The following is a 19792-nucleotide window of genomic DNA, read 5'->3' as shown; positions in this document are numbered from 1 at the left end:
CATTGTAGCGAACTCTTTAGTTGACATCTGAACAATAAACAATCAAATGAAGATTATTCAAGGAACAGTTTGCGCAGATACTTAGGTACCGCGTTGTCTGCGTTCGTGCCAATCACTTCCAGCTCCGGGTGCAGATCTTTCAGGCGCTGGTGCGCGTTCTGCATGATGCAGCCTTTACCCGCCATGGAGAGCATCTCGGCATCGTTCATGCCATCGCCAAAGGCGATACAGTCTTTCAGATCAAAGCCCAGACGCTTCGCGACCGCTTCCAGCGCGTGACCTTTGGACACCCCGCCCGCCATCACTTCCAGACAGGTCAGCGTGGAGAAGCTCACGTTCACGCGGTCGCCCCAGCGGGCGTTGATCGCCTGCTCCAGCGGAAGCAGCGCTTCGTGACTTTCGCAGGTAAAGAACACCTTGCTGATCCCTTCAGGATCCAGCAAACCCGGCTCATACAGGGAGTAGTTGAAGACGGCTTCCTTGAAGAAACGCATTTCGTCCGGGCGATGACGGTTCATAAACCACTCGTCGTCGCGGTAAACGTTAGTCACGATATCCGGGTTGTTATGCACAATGCCGAACAAATCAGTGGCGATGTCACGATCGAGATTATGGGTAAAAATCAGGTTGCCGTCCGTGTCATGTACGCGCGCACCGTTAGAGGTGATCATGTACGACTTGATCTCTAGGTTATCGCGGATCTGCCCCACGTCCACGTGGTGGCGACCGGTGGCGAACACGAAGTTCACGCCACGGGCAGTCAGGAGTTTTAGGGTCTCTTTCGCATAAGGCGACAGGGTGTGGTCGGGGGAAAGCAGCGTGCCATCTAAATCAGATGCAACAACCTGGTACATAGGGATTTCAACCTCTGGTGGAAAACAATAATCAGTTATGCCTGTTGAAAAATTCAACAATGGCGTTGAGCGCGACTGAGCGCATAGCGTCCTTTTCAAAAAGGATCTCATGGTACGCACCGTTGATGACCAGCGGTTTACCCCCTTCACAGGGATGGCCCGCAGCGGCGCGAAGTTCACAATAGCGGTCATGCATGCGGTTATCCACCACACGCTCTTCTTCCGCCTGGATCAGGAGCGTCGGCGTGTCATCATCGCCTACGCCTGCCAGCACCTGTTCACCGGCATGAATACCTTCCCGCACCCAGTGCCAGGTGGGGCCGCCGACCCGCAGACGCGGTTCATCGGCATAAAAACGCAGGTTGCGCCGATAACGCTGCCGACTGTGGGTTAACACGTTGATGGCAAACGGTAACGCCCGCCAGCGTCCTGTTCCGATGGCATAGCCTTCTCGAATGCGCTGATGGCCCTCAGCCCAGTCGAGAAGATGGCGCACCATCCAGTCAGGAAAACGTATCACAATGCCGTACATCGGCGCGGTCAGCGCAATGGCGTCGCACTGGTGCTTATGGCGCTGCAAAAACAACGTCGAGATCGCGCCCCCCATGGAGTGGGCAAGAATATAACGCTTGCGCCACGGCCCGGGCTGCACTTCCTGCTGCCAGAACGCGGCCAGATCGTCGACGTAATCGCTGAAGTTATCCACGTGGCCGCGATGGGTATCCGGCAACATCCGGCCGGAAAGCCCCTGCCCGCGATGGTCGATAATTAACACATCAAAGCCCAGATGGAACAGGTCATACGCCAGCTCGGCATATTTGATATAGCTTTCGATGCGCCCGGGGCAGACTACAATCACCCGGTCATTTTTTTCATCACGGAAACGAACGAAGCGTACCGGGATTTCCCCGACGCCCATAAACTCATCTTCCTCACGCTGGCGCCAGAAATCGGTCAGCGGCCCCATGGAGAAAGCAGCAAATGCGTTTTCTCGTGTTTCCCAGTCCTTTTTCTGCTGAAACATTGGGTTTCCACCCCCCGTAATTCAGGGAATATCGTTTTTTTCGTCACCGGTCACAAAATGACTCAACAATAGCGTATTGTGGCATAAAAACAGACGATCCGGGAGTTTCAAATGACCTTCGAGTGGTGGTTCGCCTACCTGCTGACATCCATCATCCTCAGCCTTTCACCTGGCTCGGGCGCAATCAACACCATGACCACCTCAATTAATCACGGCTATCGCGGCGCGGTGGCGTCAATCGCCGGTTTACAGACCGGGCTTGGCATTCATATTGTGCTGGTGGGGATTGGTCTGGGCACGCTGTTCTCCCGTTCGGTGCTGGCCTTCGAGGTGCTGAAATGGGCTGGCGCAGCGTATCTTATCTGGCTGGGCATTCAGCAGTGGCGCGCCGCTGGCTCGATTGATCTGCATACGCTCTCCCGGACGCAAACACGCGGCCACCTGTTTAAGCGCGCGGTGTTCGTTAACCTGACCAACCCGAAAAGCATCGTGTTCCTCGCCGCCCTGTTCCCGCAGTTTATCGTGCCGCATCAGCCACAGGTGATGCAGTACGTGGTGCTGGGCGCAACCACCATTATTGTCGATATCATTGTGATGATTGGTTACGCGACGCTGGCGCAGCGAATTGCGGCGTGGATCAAAGGGCCTAAGCAGATGAAGGCCCTGAACAAAGTCTTTGGTTCGCTGTTTATGCTGGTTGGCGCGCTGCTTGCGTCAGCGCGTCATGCTTAGCGAGAAATGATGAGATGAATGCCGAAGCCGGCGAACAACGCGCCGGCGAAGCCGTCGATCCACTTCGCGATGCGCTGGTAGCCGCGACGCATCGCCGGTAAGGCAAACAGGCTTGCCACAACGGTAAACCAGGCGAACGTTTCCACAACGATCAGCAGGAAGATCCCCCAGCGCGCGCCCGCGCCGACGTTATCCCCCACAAACAGCGAGAATACCGAGCCGAAGTAAATAATTGCTTTCGGGTTCGCCAGGTTGGTCAGCAGCCCTTTCACAAAGCTACGGCCGCCCGTTGCCAGCTCAACCTTTGGCTCTTCCGGCTTGTTCTCTTCTTTCTTCAGCGCCCCGCGCAGCATCTGGTAGCCCATCCAGCACAGGTACAGACCGCCGCCAACCATAATGATGTTATGCAGCCACGCCATTTTCGCCAGGATCAGGTTCAGACCGAGCAGCGCAACCGCCGCCCAGACCATGACGCCCATGGTAATACCGAGCACACCCATCATCGCCTCTTTGCGGGAGCGGCTGACGGCCGTTTGAGACACGAAGAAAAAATCAGGGCCTGGGCTCATCAGCGCAACGATGTGCACTAACGCCACGGTGAGAAATAGCATTAACATAATTAGCTCGCGGGGAAATAATACAGTGAGTCACCATCCTGGCACTTTTTCGCCCGGCTGACTACTCCTCATCATCACCATCAGCGTGGGAACGGATGAGCGCCATAAACTCTTTACCGAAGCGCTCCAGCTTGCGCGTGCCGACGCCGTTGACGCTGAGCATCTCGCTGGCGCTGAGCGGCATTTGCTCGGCCATCTCGATCAGCGTCGCGTCGTTGAACACCACGTATGGCGGGATGTTCTCTTCATCGGCAATAGCTTTACGCAGCTTACGCAGCTTGGCGAACAGCTTGCGGTCGTAGTTACCGCCGTAGGATTTTTGCATCACGCGCGGCTTCAGGGCGACGACGCGCGGAACGGCGAGCTTCAGTTCAACCTCGCCACGCAGGACAGGTCGCGCCGCTTCGGTCAGCTGAAGCGCAGAATGCTGGGCAATATTTTGCGTGGCAAAGCCGAGGTGGATCAACTGGCGGATAATACTCACCCAGTGCTCATGGCTCTGGTCTTTCCCGATGCCGTAAACCGGTAGCTTGTCGTGACCCATATCGCGGATACGCTGGTTGTTAGCCCCGCGCAGCACTTCAACGACGTAGCCCATCCCAAAGCGCTGGTTCACGCGTCCGATAGTCGAGAGCGCTTTGCGCGCGTCCATCAGGCCATCGTACTGCTTCGGCGGGTCGAGGCAGATATCGCAGTTGCCGCACGGCGCCTGACGCCCTTCACCAAAGTAGTTGAGTAACACCAGACGGCGGCAGGTTTGCGCTTCGGCGAAGGCCCCCATCGCGTTAAGCTTGTGGCGTTCGATATCCTGCAACTGCCCCTGCGGTTTCTCTTCCAGACAGCGGCGCAGCCACGCCATATCCGCCGGGTCGTAAAACAGCATCGCTTCCGCAGGCAGACCATCACGCCCGGCGCGGCCGGTTTCCTGATAGTAGGATTCGATATTGCGCGGAATGTCGAAATGCACCACAAAGCGCACGTTGGGCTTGTTGATCCCCATCCCGAACGCCACCGTTGCGACCACGATTTGCAGGTCGTCGCGCTGGAATTTTTCCTGCACATCGGCGCGGATGTGGTTCTCTAACCCGGCATGGTATGCCGCCGCGCTAAAGCCGCGATTTTGCAGACGCGCAGCGGTGTCTTCCACCTTTGCGCGGCTGTTGCAGTAGATGATGCCGGACTTGCCGCGCTGCTCCTGCACGTAGCGCAGGAGCTGATCCAGCGGCTTGAACTTTTCCATCAGCATATAGCGGATGTTCGGGCGGTCGAAGCTGCTGACCTGAATATACGGGTCGTTCAGTCCCAGCAGGCGAACGATGTCCTGACGCGTGGTGTCGTCCGCCGTGGCGGTAAGCGCCATAAACGGCAGCTCGGGGAAGCGCTGACGAAGCTGGCCGAGGGCGGCGTATTCCGGGCGGAAATCGTGCCCCCACTGGGAGATACAGTGCGCTTCATCCACCGCCAGCAGCACCGGGTTCCAGTGCGCCAGGTGGTCGAGGAAGTTGTCCAGCATCAGGCGCTCTGGCGCGATATACAGCAGGCGAACCTGTCCGGTGCGGCACCCGGCCATCACCTCTTGCTGCTGCTCGCGAGTTTGCGTTGAGTTAAGACAGGCCGCCGCCACGCCGTTGGCGAGCAGCTGGTCGACCTGGTCTTTCATCAGGGAAATAAGGGGTGATACCACAACCGTCAGGCCATTAAGCACCAGCGCGGGCACCTGATAGCAGAGCGATTTACCGCCGCCGGTCGGCATGACCACCAGGCAATCGCGGCCTTCCAGCACGGTTTCAATGATGGTTTCCTGGCCAGGACGGAACTGCTGGTAGCCAAAGGTTTCATGCAAAACCTGTTTAGCCAGCGATTCCTGATTCAATACTTCCGCCTGCGCCACGTTAACCCCATATGCCAGAAATGAAACAGGCGCTATTTTCAGCGCCTGAGAGAGAAACTTCAACGTTTAACGCAAAAACATTCGAGCAGCTTAGAAAATATCGTTCAGCATGACGCCCACACCGACGCGGGTCTGGTTGAAGTTGTAGTCGATCAGCGATTCGCCGTAGCCGCTATACACCTGGGTATAGAGACGCACGTGTTTCGTTACCGGGTAGCTCAGGCCCAGCTCTGCACCGCCGTAGCCGGTATTCCAGTTGTACTGGCCTTTGGCGCTCAGCACCGCGTCACCCAGCTGATAGCCCACCTTAAGCTGATAGTATCCCATGTATTTGGTGATATCCGGGTTGTCATCGGTGCTGCCTACTACGTACCACGGCTTCACTTCCACCATGAAATTGCCGTTCTGCGCCATCAGACGCGTATAGATGCGGTTCCAGCTGCGTGAGGTTGGGTCGGAACGACCGTTGGAATCGTGGTTATAGCCCACCTCCACGTCTCGCAGCGTCCAGCCTGCAAACTCATAATCGGTGGCGAAACCGAGGAACAGCTGCGGTTCATAGTTGGTTTCGCGGAACGGTGATGACTCCCCGCTGTTGGAGAGTTGCCACCATGACTTCTGCGTGTAGGACGCGCCAAGTACCGAGTTCGGCCCCAGGATGCCGCGCCAGAACGGGAAGGCGAGGCTGAGCTGGAACTTCACCTCATCTTTACGCGCATTATCAGACCAGTTATAGGAGCTTATCGCCTCTTTGTTGAGATCGCTGGTCTGGGTGTAGATCACGTAGTTTGTGTCATACGGGTACAGCGTGAACGGATTGTCATGCTCCTGAAGCATATTGGCGATGATGCTGCCCTTAACGGCAGGTTTATCATGCACCTCTTTGATCGTCGCTTCCTGCGCATATGCTGTGAGGGGCAGCGCAACCGCCGCCAGTAACCAACCCAGATACGTCCGCATCGGTGGTGTTCTCCTGAAATGGTGACATTTAATGAATAGTTTTGTCCGGGCATTCTACAGACTTCTGCGATAACTTCCGCTTCCTCGTTTCTTAAAGTGGCATTCCTTTATCCTGAAGCATAAAATCAACATTTTGTTAACAACAAGGATGCCACGTCAGATGTCAGCCACACTCACCGCCGAAGAAACCTTAAAGCTCGTGGGCGAGATTTTTGTGTACCACATGCCGTTCAACCGTGCACTGGGTCTTGAGCTGGAGCGATACGAAAAAGACTTCGCTCAGCTGAGTTTCAATAATCAGCCAATGATGGTCGGTAACTGGGCGCAAAGCATTTTGCACGGCGGGGTAATTGCCTCCGCGCTGGACGTGGCGGCCGGTCTGGTGTGCGTGGGCAGCACGCTGACGCGCCACGACACCATCAACGAAGATGAGTTACGCCAGCGCCTGTCGCGCATGGGCACCATCGATTTACGCGTCGACTACCTGCGCCCAGGACGCGGAAACCGCTTCACCTGTACCAGCAGCCTGCTGCGCGCCGGGAATAAAGTTGCCGTCGCCCGCGTTGAGCTGCATAACGAGGAGCAGGTTTATATCGCCAGCGCAACCGCCACTTATATGGTGGGTTGAGACGGCAAATTCGGGTAAAATTACTTCACTTTTTTGTAACGGATTTTCCCGATGGATGCTAAACAGACGCGGCAGGGCGTTTTACTCGCCCTTGCCGCTTATTTTATTTGGGGTATAGCACCGGCGTACTTCAAACTTATCGCCTATGTCCCGGCGGACGAGATCCTCACTCACCGCGTCATCTGGTCGTTTTTCTTCATGATTGCGCTGATGAGTATCAGCCGTCAGTGGTCAGGCGTCAAAACGCTGCTGAAAACCCCGAAGAAGGTCTTCCTGCTCGCCCTCTCTGCGGTGCTGATTGGCGGAAACTGGCTGCTGTTTATCTGGGCGGTGAATAACCATCACATGCTCGAAGCCAGCCTGGGCTACTTTATTAACCCGCTGGTCAATATTTTGCTGGGGATGATTTTCCTCGGCGAGCGCTTTCGCCGGATGCAGTGGGTGGCAGTGATTCTGGCCTTCTGCGGCGTGCTGGTACAGCTGTGGACCTTCGGCTCACTGCCGGTTATCGCCCTGGGGCTGGCGTTCAGCTTTGCCTTCTACGGCCTGGTGCGTAAAAAAATCGCCGTGGAAGCGCAGACGGGAATGCTGTTTGAAACCCTGTGGCTGCTGCCTGTCGCCGCGATCTACCTGTTCGGTATTGCCGACAGCGCCACCAGCCATATGGGCAGCAACCCATGGTCGCTGAACCTGATGCTGATGGCCGCGGGCGTGGTCACGACGATACCCCTGCTGTGCTTCACCGGCGCGGCAACGCGTCTGCGCCTCTCCACGTTGGGCTTCTTCCAGTACATTGGCCCGACGCTGATGTTCCTGCTGGCGGTGGTGTTTTACGGCGAGGTGCCGGGTGCGGATAAGATGGTGACGTTCGCCTTTATCTGGGTGGCGCTGGCCATCTTTGTTGCGGATGCGATTTATACCCAGCGCAGGGTGCGCAAAGGGCTGTGATGTTGCCCTCACCCTAACCCTCTCCCACAGGGAGAGGGAATTCGATCGTAGGGCGGGTAAGCGCAGCGCCACCCGCCAGATTTTTACAGCCAGTTCCGGCGTTTAAAATAGAGATACGGCGCCAGCCCGGCGAGGATCATAAAGATAATCGCCCCCGGGTAGCCAAAGCTCCACTTCAGTTCCGGCATAAACTCGAAGTTCATCCCGTAGCTGGAGGCTACCAGCGTCGGCGGCAGGAACACCACGGACACCACCGAGAAGATCTTGATGATGCGGTTCTGCTCGATGTTGATGAAGCCCATCGCCGCCTGCATCAGGAAGTTGACCTTCTGGAACAGGGATTCGTTGTGCGGCAGCAGGGATTCGATATCGCGTAAGATCTCACGCGCCTGCTCCAGCTGACCGCCCGGCAGACGCGCCTTGCGCACCAGGAAGTTCAGCGCGCGCTGGGTATCCATCAGACACAAACGCACCTTCCAGCCGATATCTTCCAGCTCAGCCAGCGTGGACAACGCTTCGTCGTACTCATCGCCCTGATGGCCTTCCATGATCACGCGGCTCAGCTTTTCCAGGTCGCTGTAGATGTTTTCGATTTCATCCGCCAGCTGTTCGATTTTGGTTTCGAACAGATCCAGCAGCAGCTCATAGGCGTTACCGTCCATCATCGCCTGGCTGCGGGCGCGCATACGGTAGAGACGAAACGCAGGCAGTTCGCGCTCGCGCAGGGTGAACAGGCGGCCATCGCGAATGGTAAACGCCACGGTGGAGTTCCCCGCGTGGTCTTCGGCATCTTCGAAGAAGAAGAAGGAGTGAATGTGCAGGCCGTCTTCGTCTTCAAAAAAACGGGCGGATGCTTCGATGTCTTCCAGTTCCGGGCGCGTTGCCAGGCTTTGCCCCAGCTCAGATTGTACGCGAAGGCGCTCATCGTCGTCCGGCTCGACCAGATCCACCCATACGGCATCAATGAGGGGCTGTGACTCTTCGGCTTCAAGCCGAGTCAGTCGGTTATTTTCGAGTTGAAATGCGCTCAACATGACCGGGACTCCCAATGCAAAAAATATCGGACAGTTCGGTGGGCACACAGAAACAAATTGGGTTTCAGACCATTAAACAGCCTGACTCAGCGCGACGGGAATGATGCAGTCGCTGACAACCACTAAGGCCATCAGCAAGAGGAGATAGCCTTAGGAGTTGTTCCTGGATGACAGGGAATTGAGCCAGTATCTACTGGGTGTGTCCAAGGCGAATGTCCTCTTAGCGTAATCGTGCGCGCATGTTACGCCAGCAATAACTGTGGCGTCAACACGCAACGGAACGCTGAAGGGCATTAATTGACCTTCAACGTATAAGGCTAGCAGATTATTACAAAATAGTGATATTTTTCTGAAAGTTACACACTTTCCAGCTTGGCATAGGCTGCCACCAGCCATTTGATCCCCTGCCCCTGGAACGCTACCTGCAAACGGCTGTGCTCGCCGCTGCCTTCCAGGTTGACGATGGTGCCTTCGCCAAACTTCGAGTGGCGCACGCGCTGGCCCAGCTTGTAACCGGTGTCGGTTTCAGAGATCGGCGAGCCCATACGCTGATGGCTGACCGGACGGCTGATGCTGGCGCGCAGGCGCACCTCTTCCACACACTCTTCCGGCAGTTCGCCGATAAAGCGCGACGGACGGTGATACACCTCTTTCCCGTACAGGCGGCGGGTTTCCGCGTAGGTCAGAGTCAGTTTCTGCATCGCACGGGTCACACCCACGTAGGCCAGACGACGCTCCTCTTCCAGACGCCCGCCTTCATCCAGCGACATCTGGCTCGGGAACATCCCCTCTTCCATCCCGACGATGAACACCTGCGGGAACTCCAGACCTTTCGCGGAGTGCAGGGTCATCAGCTGAACCGCATCCTGCCAGGTATCGGCCTGCCCTTCACCCGCCTCCAGCGCGGCGTGAGAGAGGAATGCCTGCAACGGCATCAGGTCTTCGTCTTCTTCGTTGTAGCTGAACTGGCGCGTTGCCGTCACCAGTTCCTCTAAGTTCTCAATACGGGTCTGGCCCTTCTCGCCTTTTTCCTGCTCGTACATGGTGCGCAAGCCGGAATCTTTAATCACCCGGTCGGTCTGGACGTGCAGCGGCATGTCGGCCGTTTCCTGCGCCAGTGCGTCGATTAACTCCAGAAAGCGTTGCAATGCGCTGGCGGCGCGCCCGGCGAGGGCTTTTTCCTGTAACAGCTCGCGGCATGCCTGCCACAACGTGAGCTGACGATCGCGCGAGGCCTGACGCACCACGTCCAGCGTACGATCGCCGATGCCGCGCGTCGGCGTGTTCACCACGCGCTCAAATGCCGCATCGTCGTTACGGTTGGCAATCAGACGCAAGTACGAGAGCGCATCTTTGATCTCCTGACGTTCGAAGAAGCGCATACCGCCATAAATGCGATACGGCATGCTCACCTGCAATAGCGCCTCTTCCAGCACGCGCGACTGGGCGTTGCTGCGATAGAGAATGGCACACTGCTCCAGCGCGCCGCCGTTCTCCTGCCAGGTTTTAATGCGGTTCACAACGAAACGGGCTTCGTCGAGCTCGTTGAAGGCGCAGTAAATCGAAATCGGTTCGCCGTCGACGCCATCGGTCCACAGCTTTTTACCCAGGCGCCCGTTGTTGTTCTCAATCAGGGCGTTGGCCGCGCTCAGAATGTTGCTGGTAGAACGGTAGTTCTGTTCCAGACGGATGGTTTGCGCGCCGGGGAAATCGTTGAGGAAGCGCTGGATGTTCTCCACCTGCGCGCCGCGCCAGCCGTAGATAGACTGGTCGTCATCGCCTACGATCATCACCTTGCCGGTATCCCCGGCCAGCAGGCGGATCCAGGCGTACTGGATGTTGTTGGTATCCTGGAATTCGTCCACCAGGATGTTGGTAAAGCGTTCACGGTAGTGTTGCAGGATATGCGGTTTGTTCAGCCACAGCTCGTGGGCACGCAGCAGCAGTTCGGCGAAATCCACCAGACCGGCGCGATCGCACGCTTCCTGATAGGCCTTGTAGACGTTCTGCCAGGTCTGCTCGACCGGGTTACCGAAGCTCTGAATATGATGCGGACGCAGCCCTTCGTCTTTCTGACCGTTGATGTACCACATCGCCTGACGCGGCGGCCACTGCTTCTCGTCGAGGTTCATCGCCTTGATCAGCCGTTTCAGCAGGCGCAGCTGATCTTCGCTGTCGAGGATCTGGAAATCCTGCGGCAGGTTAGCGTCCATATGGTGCGCGCGCAGCAGACGGTGCGCCAGGCCGTGGAAGGTGCCAACCCACATGCCGCCCTGGCTGGTGCCCATCAGCTGTGCGATACGGTGGCGCATCTCCGCCGCCGCCTTGTTGGTGAACGTCACGGCCATAATCGAGTACGGCGAACAGTTCTCCACGCTCTGTAGCCAGGCGATACGGTGAACCAGCACGCGCGTCTTACCACTGCCCGCTCCAGCCAGTACCAGCAGGTTTGTACGCGAGGCGGCAACCGCGTCACGCTGTTTATCATTAAGGCTGTCGAGCAGGTAAGAAACGTCCATTGGCACCGTCACGTCATGGCGGGCAGGCAAATGTTTCCATTCGCCAAAACCCTGTTAATTTATACAGAACAATTGATGATTATATCAGCGTCGTGAGGGATGCCAACCGTGAAATTTCCACGTGCGGCAGAAGACGGCTATCCGGGGTAGTCATCAGATCGGCATTTTCCGGCTTGATCCAGCAGGCCTGCATGCCGCAGCGGATCGCCCCGGCGACGTCCGTGGTCAGGTCGTCGCCCACGTGCAGGATCTCACCGAGCGGCAAATCCAGTTTTTCCGCTGCCAGATGATACATATCGTTGAACGGCTTCGAGCGTCCGTGCGGGCCCGCGCGCAGCACGAACTGAAAATAGTTCCCCAGACCAAACAGTTCAGGCTGAGCGTTGCCGTTGGTGATGGCCACCAGCGGCCACTTTTCGGCGAGCTTCGCCAGCGTGTCGTGGGTCTCCTGCGGCACGTCGATCCGACTGCGCCATTTGGCGAAGTTTTCCATGGCCGCTTCGGCACCCGTGGCCGCGTCCTGCGCGCTCAGGCCGGCATTGAGCATCGCCTGCTCAACCGCACGGCGGCGCCATTCGGTCACGTCATGATAAATTTCCGGCTCGGTTTCCCGCAGGGACTGACGCAGCTTCTGGAAATCTTTGTTCTGCATTGTTTTCAGCGCAGGATGGTAGTTCTGCACAAACGCCAGCGACTCCTGCTCGGTACGCAGGATCACCGGACGATTGTCGTAAAGGGTGTCATCAAGATCAAACGTCAGGGCTGAGATCTGACCGAGTGGGCGGTAAAAACGCATTATTTCCCCCGTTTGGCGCGTGGATGCGCCGCGTCATACACCGAGGCAAGGTGTTGGAAGTCTAAGTGGGTATAGATTTGGGTGGTCGACAGATTCGCGTGACCAAGCAGCTCCTGTACGCCGCGCAGGTCGCCGCTTGATTCCAGCATGTGCGTCGCAAAGGAGTGGCGCAGCTTGTGGGGGTGAACGTGGCTGTTCAGCCCCTGCTTAATGCCCCACTCCGCAAAGCGCTTTTGCACGTTACGCGCCGAGATCCGCTTGCCGAGTTTCGACAGGAACAGCGCATCTTCGTCGGCGCCAAACAGCCCGCGAAGGTCCAGCCAGTGCTCAATCCAGGAGACCGCATTGCGGCCGATCGGCAGGCGGCGCTCTTTGCTGCCCTTGCCCATCACCCACACCTCGCCGGATTCCAGATCGAGGTGCTTCAAGTCGAGGTTCACCAGCTCAGAGAGACGCAGGCCCGCGCCGTACATCACCTCCAGCATTGCGCGGTCGCGAACGGCCAGCGGATCGTTAAGATCGATATCTAGCAGGCGGTTTACGTCGTCGACGTCGATATTTTTCGGCAGATGACGCGGGGCTTTCGGCGTGGCGATCCCTTTCGCCGGGTTGGCTTTCAGACCGCCCTGACTGACCAGCCAGTCGAAGAAACTGCGCAGGGCAGAGAGTCGGAGCGCCAGGCTCGCCGGGCTTAAGTTTTTTTTACGGCTACGCACGACGAACCCGCGTACCGTGGCGGCGTCACATTGTTGCCAGCTTTTCAGGCCGATTTCATCGGCAATCTGCATGATGGCATCAAGCTGACGCTGATAGTTGAGCAGCGTAATAGGGCTGAGCTGGCGTTCTACGCCCAGATAGCGCAGAAAGCGGGTGACGTCAGTGGCGAGCAGTCCGTCCGTCATACGCGCTCAATCCAGCGCTCCAGCAACTCAGGCAACATCAGGGCGATCTCCTGCAACAGTTGCGTACCCTGCCCCTGTTCATAGTGATGCGCGTCGCGGCTGGTAAATAACATCACGCCCAGGTCACCATCGCGCCCCATCAGCGACATCGCCACCGAGCCGATAGCTTTGGCTTCCGGCAGCACCACCAGCAGTTCTGGCCCGTTGAGCGGCCCCAGATAATGGTGCTCATGGCCCAGACGCTGAATGCGCAGCGGCTCAAACGCCTGACGGCTCAGCGCCAGATGGGTAAACCCGGACGGCGCGCCAATGCGCCAGCGGTCAGGGAAGAGACGGATCGTCGCGCCTGCCAGCCCCAGCTCGCGCGCCCAGCGGTGGAAGCGGTTGAGGAACTCTTCGAGACTGTGTGCGGAAGCCAGACGCGCCTGAAGGTGTAGAAGACGGTAGAACAGGCTTTCGTTATTGCTGGCCTGCTCCATCAGCAGCGTCATGTTCTCTTCGAGCTGATTGATGTGGTTGCGCGAGCGCGCCATGTGCCATTCAACCAGCGACACGGTCTCGCGAACCGGATGCGGCACGCGCATCCGTTCGACGACGCGTGCATTGCGGATAAAAAACTCAGGATTGTGCAGCAGATAATCCACAACAGTGCTGTCGTCCAGCTCTGTTACAGGTTCCCGCAGTTCTTCCCCTGGTTGCTTCATAGATGGATAAACCCGTCATAAACATGTGTCGCCGGGCCAGTCATGTACAGTGGATGACCCGCTCCTTTCCAGGCGATATCAAGCCGACCGCCTGGTAATTCCACGCGAACCTCTTCTGCCAGTAACCCCTGTGAGATACCGACGGCCACCGCCGCACAGGCACCGCTTCCGCAGGCCTGGGTTTCGCCCGCGCCGCGCTCGTAAACCCGCAGGCGAATATGTTCACGCTTCACCACTTGCATGAAACCGATGTTCGCCCGCTCCGGGAAGCGCTCGTGGCTTTCCAGCACCGGGCCGAGCGTTTCAACCGCCGCGGTTTGCACATCATCCACCTGAATCACGCAGTGCGGGTTACCCATTGAGACGACGCCGCACAATACTGTCTGCTCGGCGGCACGCATGATATAGGTCTTTTCCGCTTTGTTGGCGCGAAACGGCACGGCAGAGGGTTCGAAGTTCGGCTCTCCCATGTTCACGCGCACCAGTTCGTCGTCGGTGACGCTGAGCACCATCCGGTCATTGGCGGTGCTGACGCGGATATCGCGCTTGTTGGTCAGCCCTTTCAGCCGAACAAAGCGGGCAAAACAGCGCGCGCCGTTGCCGCACTGGGAAACTTCGCTGCCGTCGGCGTTAAAAATGCGATAGTGAAAGTCCAGGTCAGGATCGTAAGGCGGCTCCACCACCAGCAGCTGGTCAAACCCCACGCCCACGTGTCGATCCGCCAGACGACGGATCAGTTCCGGGGAGAAAAAGACATTCTGCGTTACCGCGTCGACGACCATAAAGTCGTTGCCAAGGCCATGCATTTTAGAGAACTGCATCATTTGCTCCATTGCGCGGGTACAGAACGTAATTGTCAGAGATTGACCTGAGTCGGGCCGCCGTTATTGCCGCGATCGTTGGTATCCGGCGTAGATGACTCGATACCACTTTGCACCGGTTTTGTCGGCGGTGGTGCGTTTTTATCCTCTGGCGGGAAGTACAGTGGTCCCTTCAGTCCACAGCCGGTCAGGCTAAACAGAGTGACAAGAACGACAAGCGTTCGGAAGACGTTTTTCATGTAGAGGTTGCCCGTAAGTTCAAATCTGTTTCTATCATCGCAGGAGAAGACACAAAAGCAAGAGTTTGCCGCTTTCCTGCAACGGGAATTATTTAGCGTTATACTGCCGCCATCACGAAAAACAGGAATAAAACCATGAACGACAGTGAATTTCATCGCCTTGCCGATACCCTGTGGATGACCATCGAAGAGCGTATCGACGACTGGGACGGCGACAGCGATATCGATTGTGAAATCAACGGCGGGATCCTGACCTTAAGCTTCGAAAACGGCAGCAAGATTATTATTAACCGTCAGGAGCCGCTTCACCAGGTGTGGCTGGCGGCGAAACAGGGCGGCTATCACTTTGATCTGAAAGGTGACGAGTGGGTCTGTGACCGCAGCGGCGAAACGTTCTGGGATCTGCTGGAGCAGGCAGCGACCGCGCAGGCGGGTGAGGACGTGAGTTTCAGGTAGTTTTGTTGCCCGGTGGCGGCTACGCCTTACCGGGCCTACAACGGCTCGGACCGTAGGCCGGGTAAGCGATAGCGCCACCCGGCGAAAAGCCTCAGGAAAAATACTGCTGCAACAGCGGCGCAGTTTCCTGGTTAGCGGGCGCCGCAGGGGTAATCGCCTGCGTACGGAACGGGATCACCTGCGCTCGCCCATCCACATTCACAATCTGGTAGAACTGCGGCAGGTTGAAGTTGATAAAGCTTGAGCCGTAGGTAAAGCGATCGTGCGAAGACGAATAGAAGCGGCTGACGTCGCGCACCAGCTCCTCTTTGCTGCCTTCACAGTGGTGATACACCTCGGCACGGTTGGTTTCATCCAGAATGTAGATGTTAAACCCGGCATTATCGCCCGACTCTTCGAAGAAGAACTGAATAATCCCTTCACTCGCAAAGCCATCTACCACCTGCGGCAGCTTAACGTGATTGGTTTCCACCTGAACCGACAGGCCATGCAGTTTGTTGTGTGAAATCGCGCCGTAGAATTCAATGGCGTTCTCCAGCTTCTGCACCGACACGTTCAGGCGCTCAAAGAACAGGCCCCAGGTCTGGCCGGAGACGCGCAGCGCTTTAAAGCGCCCGGTTTCCTGACGGGTGCTGGAGAGACGCAGTTCGATGCACTCAGACACCAGCTGCTGCACGCGGGTACGAATCAGGCCGCGCAGGTGCTGGCTGTAGCAGAACACCTCCACGCTGTCCGGGGGTGCGGCATCCTGGTGCATCTTGCCGAGGATCGTTTTCAGCGCCTCGATCATCGCCTGCTCGCCGTTAAAGTGTAAGGTACGCACTTCGTTCCACGAGTTGCGGTACAGCAGATCCACGCTACCCACCAGGCAGTTTTGCTGCTCGCCGAAGCTAAAGACGTCCAGCTTGCGGAAGTCAAAGTGAACCACCTGATTGCGGAAGGCCGCCGTCGGGTCGTATTCCAGGTTGACGATGATCGCCAGATGGCGGATCTCACACGGGCTGTAGAGCGCCTTTGGCGTCGGCGCAGGCAGACGCAGTGGGAAGTGGTGCGAGACATCCGCCACCATCTCCTGCAACTTGGCTAAATCGACCACCTCGTTACCCTTGATAAACAACCGGGTGCGTGAGGTGAGAAGGCCGTTAAACCAGGCCCAGGCCACCAGCTTGTTCAGATAGCGGTTATATTCCAGCGGCTGATGGCTGATGATCGAATCCATGCTTGGCGCACGGTTGTACAGATACCACCCGGTGCGGTTTGCGCGGCCCGGCGGCACGTAGATAAAGGTCAGATTCGGCTCAGACAGGTCAGGCGAAATCTGTGGGTTAACCAGCGTAACCTTGCCCGGCAACGCTTCAAACGCGGCGTACAGTTTACGGGTCAGCACCCCGATATCCTGTGGGCTGGCAGAAACGCTAAGGTTGTTACGGCGGGCAAAGCGGATCAGGTTGCGGTAGCTCTGCATCATCGCATCAAGCAGCTCGTTGTGCGCCTCGCGCACCTGATCGATCTTCCAGTTGGCGCGGTTGTCCAGCATGGCGAGACGCGCATCGTCCCATCCCCACTCTTTGACTAACTGGCTGACGACTTCACGACGCCAGCCCACGCAGGCGCGTTCGCGGCTCAGTTTTTCACAAACTTTGAGATAGAAACATCGACGCACCAGGTCAAGACGCGTGGCGTCCTCAATGGCGGTCAGGTATTCGGTGACGCGTTCCAGCATCATGCAGTAGGCATCAAGCCCGTAGGAGACGATCTCCCCGTCGTGCAGACGCTGTTTAATATCTTTCGCCAGCAGGCGCGGCGTGGGGTATTCCCAGGAGTAAGCTTCCAGCAGCAGGGTTTTCAGCACCGCTTTGTACGGTGAATCAATGCTCTTATAAAGCTGCCAGAGGCTTGCGCCAAAGTACTCTTCGGCGGACAGGGAGCTCAGGCCGCCCAGATCCAGCCACTCGTTTGGCGTCAGAACGCCCTGCGAGTAAAGCGACATGACGTAGTCGTCATAATTCTCTTCTTCATCGCACGGCACCATATTCCACAGAATACGTTTCCCGGCCAGGCGAACGGCAGTACGGTAAAACTCATCCAGCAACAGGATGTGCTGAGTCGAGCCGCAGTCTTCACCACCCAGACTGCCGCTTTCGTTATGGCGGAAACGGTTTTCATCAATCAGGAAGAAGCTCACTTCCACGCCGAGCGACGCCGCCCAGCTCTCCAGCAGGCTGCATTTACGCTGCAACAACTGGCGCTCTTCATTGTCGAGCCAGGACTGATGGCAGACCCAGATATCCAGGTCAGAAGAGCAGCTTTGCCCAACCGATGATGTGCTGCCCATGGAGTAAACCCCGGTAATCGGCAGCTCGCCTTTCGGCGAATCCTGCGGCGGCATACCACGGTAGAGTTCAAGTTCAGTCAGGTAATGCTGTTGGGTTTCATCAGGCGTGAAGAGGCAAATGCCCTGGGGAACGTTACCATCGAGGTAACCCGGCATTAGCGGATGGTGATAGTGCAACAATGTCGGCAGAAGACTGTATACCTGCTGGAAAGCAGGGCCCATGGCAGCAAGCGCGCGATCCACGCGCAATTGATTGATGGCATCCAGTCTCTGTTTCAGAGTCTCAATATAGAGGTACAAGACGTATCGCCTGATGTTTCCGGGTGTCGCATGCCAGTCAGAACAGAAAAAGCAGCGGACCCGCAGTATTTCAAAAAATAACCGTTACCCTTTTTTCGCCTTTTGCTTTTCTGGTGGTACAGACGAAAAAATGGTCTAAAACGTGATCAATTTAACACCTTGCCGGTTGACCGTAAAGAAAGATGCGCTACATACAAGTGTAGCACCGTTCTGTACGTGTAAATTCCTGAATACGGCGATGGCTGACGAATACGCCGCCCTGTCCCTCTCACTCTTCATCAACCGTAAAACTGCCATCCGAGTGTCAACAATGTTAGGATGGTTAGCGATTGATAATGACGGTAACAAGCATGTTAGACAATGTTTTGAGAATTGCCACACGCCAAAGTCCTCTAGCACTCTGGCAGGCACATTATGTTAAGCAGCGCCTGGAAGCCTGCCACACCGGATTACGCGTTGAGCTGGTGCCAATGGTTACGCGTGGCGATGTCATTCTGGATACGCCGCTGGCCAAAGTGGGCGGAAAAGGTCTGTTTGTCAAAGAGCTGGAGCTGGCATTGCTTGAGAACCGCGCCGATATCGCCGTGCATTCGATGAAGGATGTGCCCGTTGAGTTCCCGGAAGGGCTGGGGCTGGTGACCATCTGCGAGCGCGAGGATCCGCGCGATGCGTTTGTCTCTAATCGATATGACTCGCTCGATGCGTTGCCGGCAGGCAGCGTGGTCGGCACGTCAAGTTTACGCCGCCAGTGTCAGCTGGCTGAACGTCGCCCGGATCTGGTGATCCGTTCGCTGCGCGGGAACGTCGGCACACGCCTTGGCAAGCTGGATAACGGCGACTACGATGCCATTATTCTTGCGGTTGCGGGCCTGAAACGCCTGGGGCTGGAAGAACGTATTCGCGTGGCGTTGCCGCCGGAGCTGTCGCTCCCCGCCGTCGGCCAGGGCGCCGTCGGCATTGAGTGTCGTCTGGATGATGTGCGCACTCAGGCACTGCTGGCGCCGCTGAATCATGACGATACCGCCGTTCGCGTAAAAGCCGAGCGCGCGATGAATACACGCCTCGAAGGAGGCTGTCAGGTGCCAATTGGCAGCTATGCTGAATTAACTGACGGTGAACTGTGGCTGCGTGCGCTGGTTGGCGCGCCGGACGGCTCGCATATGGTTCGCGGTGAACGTCGCGGCAAACCGCAAGATGCCGAGGCGCTTGGCGTATCGCTGGCGGAAGAGCTGCTGAATAACGGCGCACGTGAAATTCTGGCCGAGGTCTATAACGGAGAGCCCCCTGCATGAGCATACTTGTCACCCGCCCTTCTCCCGCAGGAGAGCAGTTAGTGAGCCGTCTGCGCGCACTGGGGCAGGTGGCCTGGAGTTTTCCGCTGATTGAATTCTCCCCCGGTCGCGAGCTGCCTGAGCTCGCTGACCAGATGCGTCTCTTGCAGGAAGGCGATCTGCTCTTTGCGCTGTCGCAGCATGCCGTGGAGTTTGCCCATGCGCAACTGCAACAACAGGGCGTTCGCTGGCCTCACGCCCCCCGCTATTTCGCCATCGGGCGCACTACGGCGCTGGCCTTACATACCGCGAGCGGAATCGATGTTCGTTACCCGTTAGATCGGGAAATCAGCGAAGTCTTGCTACAATTACCTGAATTACAAAACATTGCCGGAAAGCGCGCGCTTATTTTGCGCGGCAACGGTGGCCGCGAACTGCTGGGCGAGACGCTGCGCGAACGCGGCGCAGACGTGACGTTTGTGGAGTGCTATCAGCGCTGTGCAAAACACTATGATGGCGCGGAAGAAGCAATGCGCTGGCACGCCCGCGGTATTAATACGCTGGTGGTCACCAGCGGTGAAATGTTACAACAGCTTTGGTCGCTGATTCCGCTTTGGTATCGCGAAAACTGGTTACTCCGCTGTCGGCTTCTGGTCGTCAGTGAGCGTCTGGCGAACCACGCCCGGGAACTGGGCTGGCAGGATATTCGGATCGCTGAAAACGCCGACAACGATGCGCTGCTGCGCGCATTACAATAACTC

At 57.2% G+C, this 19792-nt stretch carries 20 protein-coding genes; 6 read left to right on the top strand and 14 right to left on the bottom strand.

All coding sequences use genetic code 11. The features are described 5' to 3' along the window. Positions 1-53: 53 nt before the first annotated feature. Both yigL and pldB read right to left on the bottom strand, forming a co-directional pair. Positions 54-854 (bottom strand): sugar/pyridoxal phosphate phosphatase YigL, encoded by an 801-nt coding sequence (yigL, locus tag BFV63_RS00990; protein WP_023299050.1) that lies wholly within the window; start codon positions 852-854, stop codon positions 54-56. A gap of 31 nt (positions 855-885) precedes the next feature. Further along, positions 886-1878, bottom strand: coding sequence for a lysophospholipase L2 (pldB, locus tag BFV63_RS00985; RefSeq protein WP_015570002.1), 993 nt, complete (start codon positions 1876-1878; stop codon positions 886-888). Positions 1879-1989: 111 nt separating this feature from the next. On the opposite strand from pldB, the gene rhtB reads away from it, so the two are divergent. After that, positions 1990-2610 carry a homoserine/homoserine lactone efflux protein gene (rhtB, locus tag BFV63_RS00980; RefSeq protein WP_003860798.1) on the top strand — a complete coding sequence of 207 codons (621 nt, stop codon included), beginning with the start codon at positions 1990-1992 and terminating at the stop codon, positions 2608-2610. On the opposite strand, the gene rhtC is transcribed toward rhtB, so the two are convergent. The 3 genes from rhtC to pldA all read right to left on the bottom strand — a co-directional run bounded on the left by rhtC (position 2607) and on the right by pldA (position 6078). After that, positions 2607-3227, bottom strand: a complete 621-nt coding sequence (gene rhtC, locus BFV63_RS00975) for a threonine export protein RhtC (RefSeq protein ID WP_023323988.1) — start codon at positions 3225-3227, stop codon at positions 2607-2609. The genes rhtB and rhtC overlap by 4 nt on opposite strands. Before the next feature lie 61 nt (positions 3228-3288). Continuing rightward, on the bottom strand, positions 3289-5118 hold the full coding sequence (gene recQ, locus BFV63_RS00970; protein WP_003860800.1) for an ATP-dependent DNA helicase RecQ: 1830 nt from the start codon (positions 5116-5118) through the stop codon (positions 3289-3291). Positions 5119-5208: 90 nt separating this feature from the next. Further along, positions 5209-6078, bottom strand: coding sequence for a phospholipase A (gene pldA, locus BFV63_RS00965; RefSeq protein WP_003860803.1), 870 nt, complete (start codon positions 6076-6078; stop codon positions 5209-5211). A 160-nt stretch (positions 6079-6238) separates the two neighbouring features. Here pldA and yigI point away from each other — a divergent pair, with 160 nt between their 5' ends. Continuing rightward, positions 6239-6706 carry an acyl-CoA thioesterase YigI gene (gene yigI / locus BFV63_RS00960; RefSeq protein ID WP_006812366.1) on the top strand — a complete coding sequence of 156 codons (468 nt, stop codon included), beginning with the start codon at positions 6239-6241 and terminating at the stop codon, positions 6704-6706. Between the two features lie 51 nt (positions 6707-6757). Then, a complete protein-coding gene (gene rarD / locus BFV63_RS00955; protein WP_017694744.1) occupies positions 6758-7654 on the top strand; it encodes an EamA family transporter RarD in 897 nt (298 codons plus the stop codon). Between the two features lie 83 nt (positions 7655-7737). Here rarD and corA read toward each other — a convergent pair whose 3' ends face one another. From corA to lptM, 8 genes are all read right to left on the bottom strand, one after another. Beyond that, a complete protein-coding gene (gene corA, locus BFV63_RS00950; RefSeq protein WP_032608220.1) occupies positions 7738-8688 on the bottom strand; it encodes a magnesium/cobalt transporter CorA in 951 nt (316 codons plus the stop codon). Between the two features lie 150 nt (positions 8689-8838). After that, on the bottom strand, positions 8839-8895 hold the full coding sequence (gene ysgD, locus BFV63_RS23300) for a YsgD/CorL family protein (RefSeq protein WP_212743980.1): 57 nt from the start codon (positions 8893-8895) through the stop codon (positions 8839-8841). Positions 8896-9044: 149 nt separating this feature from the next. Next, on the bottom strand, positions 9045-11207 hold the full coding sequence (gene uvrD, locus BFV63_RS00945) for a DNA helicase II (protein WP_017383586.1): 2163 nt from the start codon (positions 11205-11207) through the stop codon (positions 9045-9047). A 79-nt stretch (positions 11208-11286) separates the two neighbouring features. Beyond that, entirely contained in the window at positions 11287-12003 is a 717-nt protein-coding gene (yigB, locus tag BFV63_RS00940) for a 5-amino-6-(5-phospho-D-ribitylamino)uracil phosphatase YigB (RefSeq protein ID WP_003860811.1), read from the bottom strand. After that, positions 12003-12905 (bottom strand): tyrosine recombinase XerC, encoded by a 903-nt coding sequence (xerC, locus tag BFV63_RS00935; protein ID WP_022650173.1) that lies wholly within the window; start codon positions 12903-12905, stop codon positions 12003-12005. Before xerC ends, yigB begins: the two co-directional genes overlap by 1 nt. Beyond that, a complete protein-coding gene (locus tag BFV63_RS00930) occupies positions 12902-13609 on the bottom strand; it encodes a DUF484 domain-containing protein (protein WP_003860814.1) in 708 nt (235 codons plus the stop codon). The genes xerC and BFV63_RS00930 overlap by 4 nt, the downstream gene beginning before the upstream one ends. Beyond that, positions 13606-14430, bottom strand: a complete 825-nt coding sequence (dapF, locus tag BFV63_RS00925; RefSeq protein WP_069597424.1) for a diaminopimelate epimerase — start codon at positions 14428-14430, stop codon at positions 13606-13608. Before dapF ends, BFV63_RS00930 begins: the two co-directional genes overlap by 4 nt. Before the next feature lie 35 nt (positions 14431-14465). Further along, positions 14466-14669, bottom strand: a complete 204-nt coding sequence (gene lptM / locus BFV63_RS00920; protein ID WP_003860815.1) for an LPS translocon maturation chaperone LptM — start codon at positions 14667-14669, stop codon at positions 14466-14468. 135 nt (positions 14670-14804) lie between these two features. Between lptM and cyaY the strand changes: the two genes are divergently transcribed. Further along, positions 14805-15125 carry an iron donor protein CyaY gene (gene cyaY / locus BFV63_RS00915; RefSeq protein WP_003860816.1) on the top strand — a complete coding sequence of 107 codons (321 nt, stop codon included), beginning with the start codon at positions 14805-14807 and terminating at the stop codon, positions 15123-15125. A gap of 91 nt (positions 15126-15216) precedes the next feature. On the opposite strand, the gene cyaA is transcribed toward cyaY, so the two are convergent. Beyond that, a complete protein-coding gene (gene cyaA, locus BFV63_RS00910; RefSeq protein WP_045350340.1) occupies positions 15217-17760 on the bottom strand; it encodes a class I adenylate cyclase in 2544 nt (847 codons plus the stop codon). Between the two features lie 350 nt (positions 17761-18110). Between cyaA and hemC the strand changes: the two genes are divergently transcribed. Continuing rightward, positions 18111-19052, top strand: a complete 942-nt coding sequence (gene hemC, locus BFV63_RS00905) for a hydroxymethylbilane synthase (protein WP_032628002.1) — start codon at positions 18111-18113, stop codon at positions 19050-19052. Beyond that, positions 19049-19789 carry a uroporphyrinogen-III synthase gene (hemD, locus tag BFV63_RS00900; protein ID WP_003860818.1) on the top strand — a complete coding sequence of 247 codons (741 nt, stop codon included), beginning with the start codon at positions 19049-19051 and terminating at the stop codon, positions 19787-19789. Before hemC ends, hemD begins: the two co-directional genes overlap by 4 nt. The last annotated feature ends 3 nt before the right edge of the window (positions 19790-19792 follow it).

The organism is Enterobacter hormaechei subsp. xiangfangensis (genome assembly GCF_001729785.1).
Lineage (GTDB): Bacteria > Pseudomonadota > Gammaproteobacteria > Enterobacterales > Enterobacteriaceae > Enterobacter > Enterobacter hormaechei_C.
This window is presented reverse-complemented; position numbering and strand designations above follow the sequence as displayed.

Bases quoted from the DNA above. Each gene is read 5' to 3' on its own strand.
- xerC (WP_022650173.1), bottom strand. From the start codon at position 12,905: ATGACGGACGGACTGCTCGCCACTGACGTCACCCGCTTTCTGCGCTAT.
- pldB (WP_015570002.1), bottom strand. From the start codon at position 1,878: ATGTTTCAGCAGAAAAAGGACTGGGAAACACGAGAAAACGCATTTGCT.
- hemD (WP_003860818.1), top strand. From the start codon at position 19,049: ATGAGCATACTTGTCACCCGCCCTTCTCCCGCAGGAGAGCAGTTAGTG.
- cyaY (WP_003860816.1), top strand. From the start codon at position 14,805: ATGAACGACAGTGAATTTCATCGCCTTGCCGATACCCTGTGGATGACC.
- BFV63_RS00930 (WP_003860814.1), bottom strand. From the start codon at position 13,609: ATGAAGCAACCAGGGGAAGAACTGCGGGAACCTGTAACAGAGCTGGAC.
- lptM (WP_003860815.1), bottom strand. From the start codon at position 14,669: ATGAAAAACGTCTTCCGAACGCTTGTCGTTCTTGTCACTCTGTTTAGC.
- yigB (WP_003860811.1), bottom strand. From the start codon at position 12,003: ATGCGTTTTTACCGCCCACTCGGTCAGATCTCAGCCCTGACGTTTGAT.
- rhtC (WP_023323988.1), bottom strand. From the start codon at position 3,227: ATGTTAATGCTATTTCTCACCGTGGCGTTAGTGCACATCGTTGCGCTG.
- rarD (WP_017694744.1), top strand. From the start codon at position 6,758: ATGGATGCTAAACAGACGCGGCAGGGCGTTTTACTCGCCCTTGCCGCT.
- hemC (WP_032628002.1), top strand. From the start codon at position 18,111: ATGTTAGACAATGTTTTGAGAATTGCCACACGCCAAAGTCCTCTAGCA.
- yigI (WP_006812366.1), top strand. From the start codon at position 6,239: ATGTCAGCCACACTCACCGCCGAAGAAACCTTAAAGCTCGTGGGCGAG.
- corA (WP_032608220.1), bottom strand. From the start codon at position 8,688: ATGTTGAGCGCATTTCAACTCGAAAATAACCGACTGACTCGGCTTGAA.
- yigL (WP_023299050.1), bottom strand. From the start codon at position 854: ATGTACCAGGTTGTTGCATCTGATTTAGATGGCACGCTGCTTTCCCCC.
- rhtB (WP_003860798.1), top strand. From the start codon at position 1,990: ATGACCTTCGAGTGGTGGTTCGCCTACCTGCTGACATCCATCATCCTC.
- uvrD (WP_017383586.1), bottom strand. From the start codon at position 11,207: ATGGACGTTTCTTACCTGCTCGACAGCCTTAATGATAAACAGCGTGAC.
- pldA (WP_003860803.1), bottom strand. From the start codon at position 6,078: ATGCGGACGTATCTGGGTTGGTTACTGGCGGCGGTTGCGCTGCCCCTC.
- dapF (WP_069597424.1), bottom strand. From the start codon at position 14,430: ATGCAGTTCTCTAAAATGCATGGCCTTGGCAACGACTTTATGGTCGTC.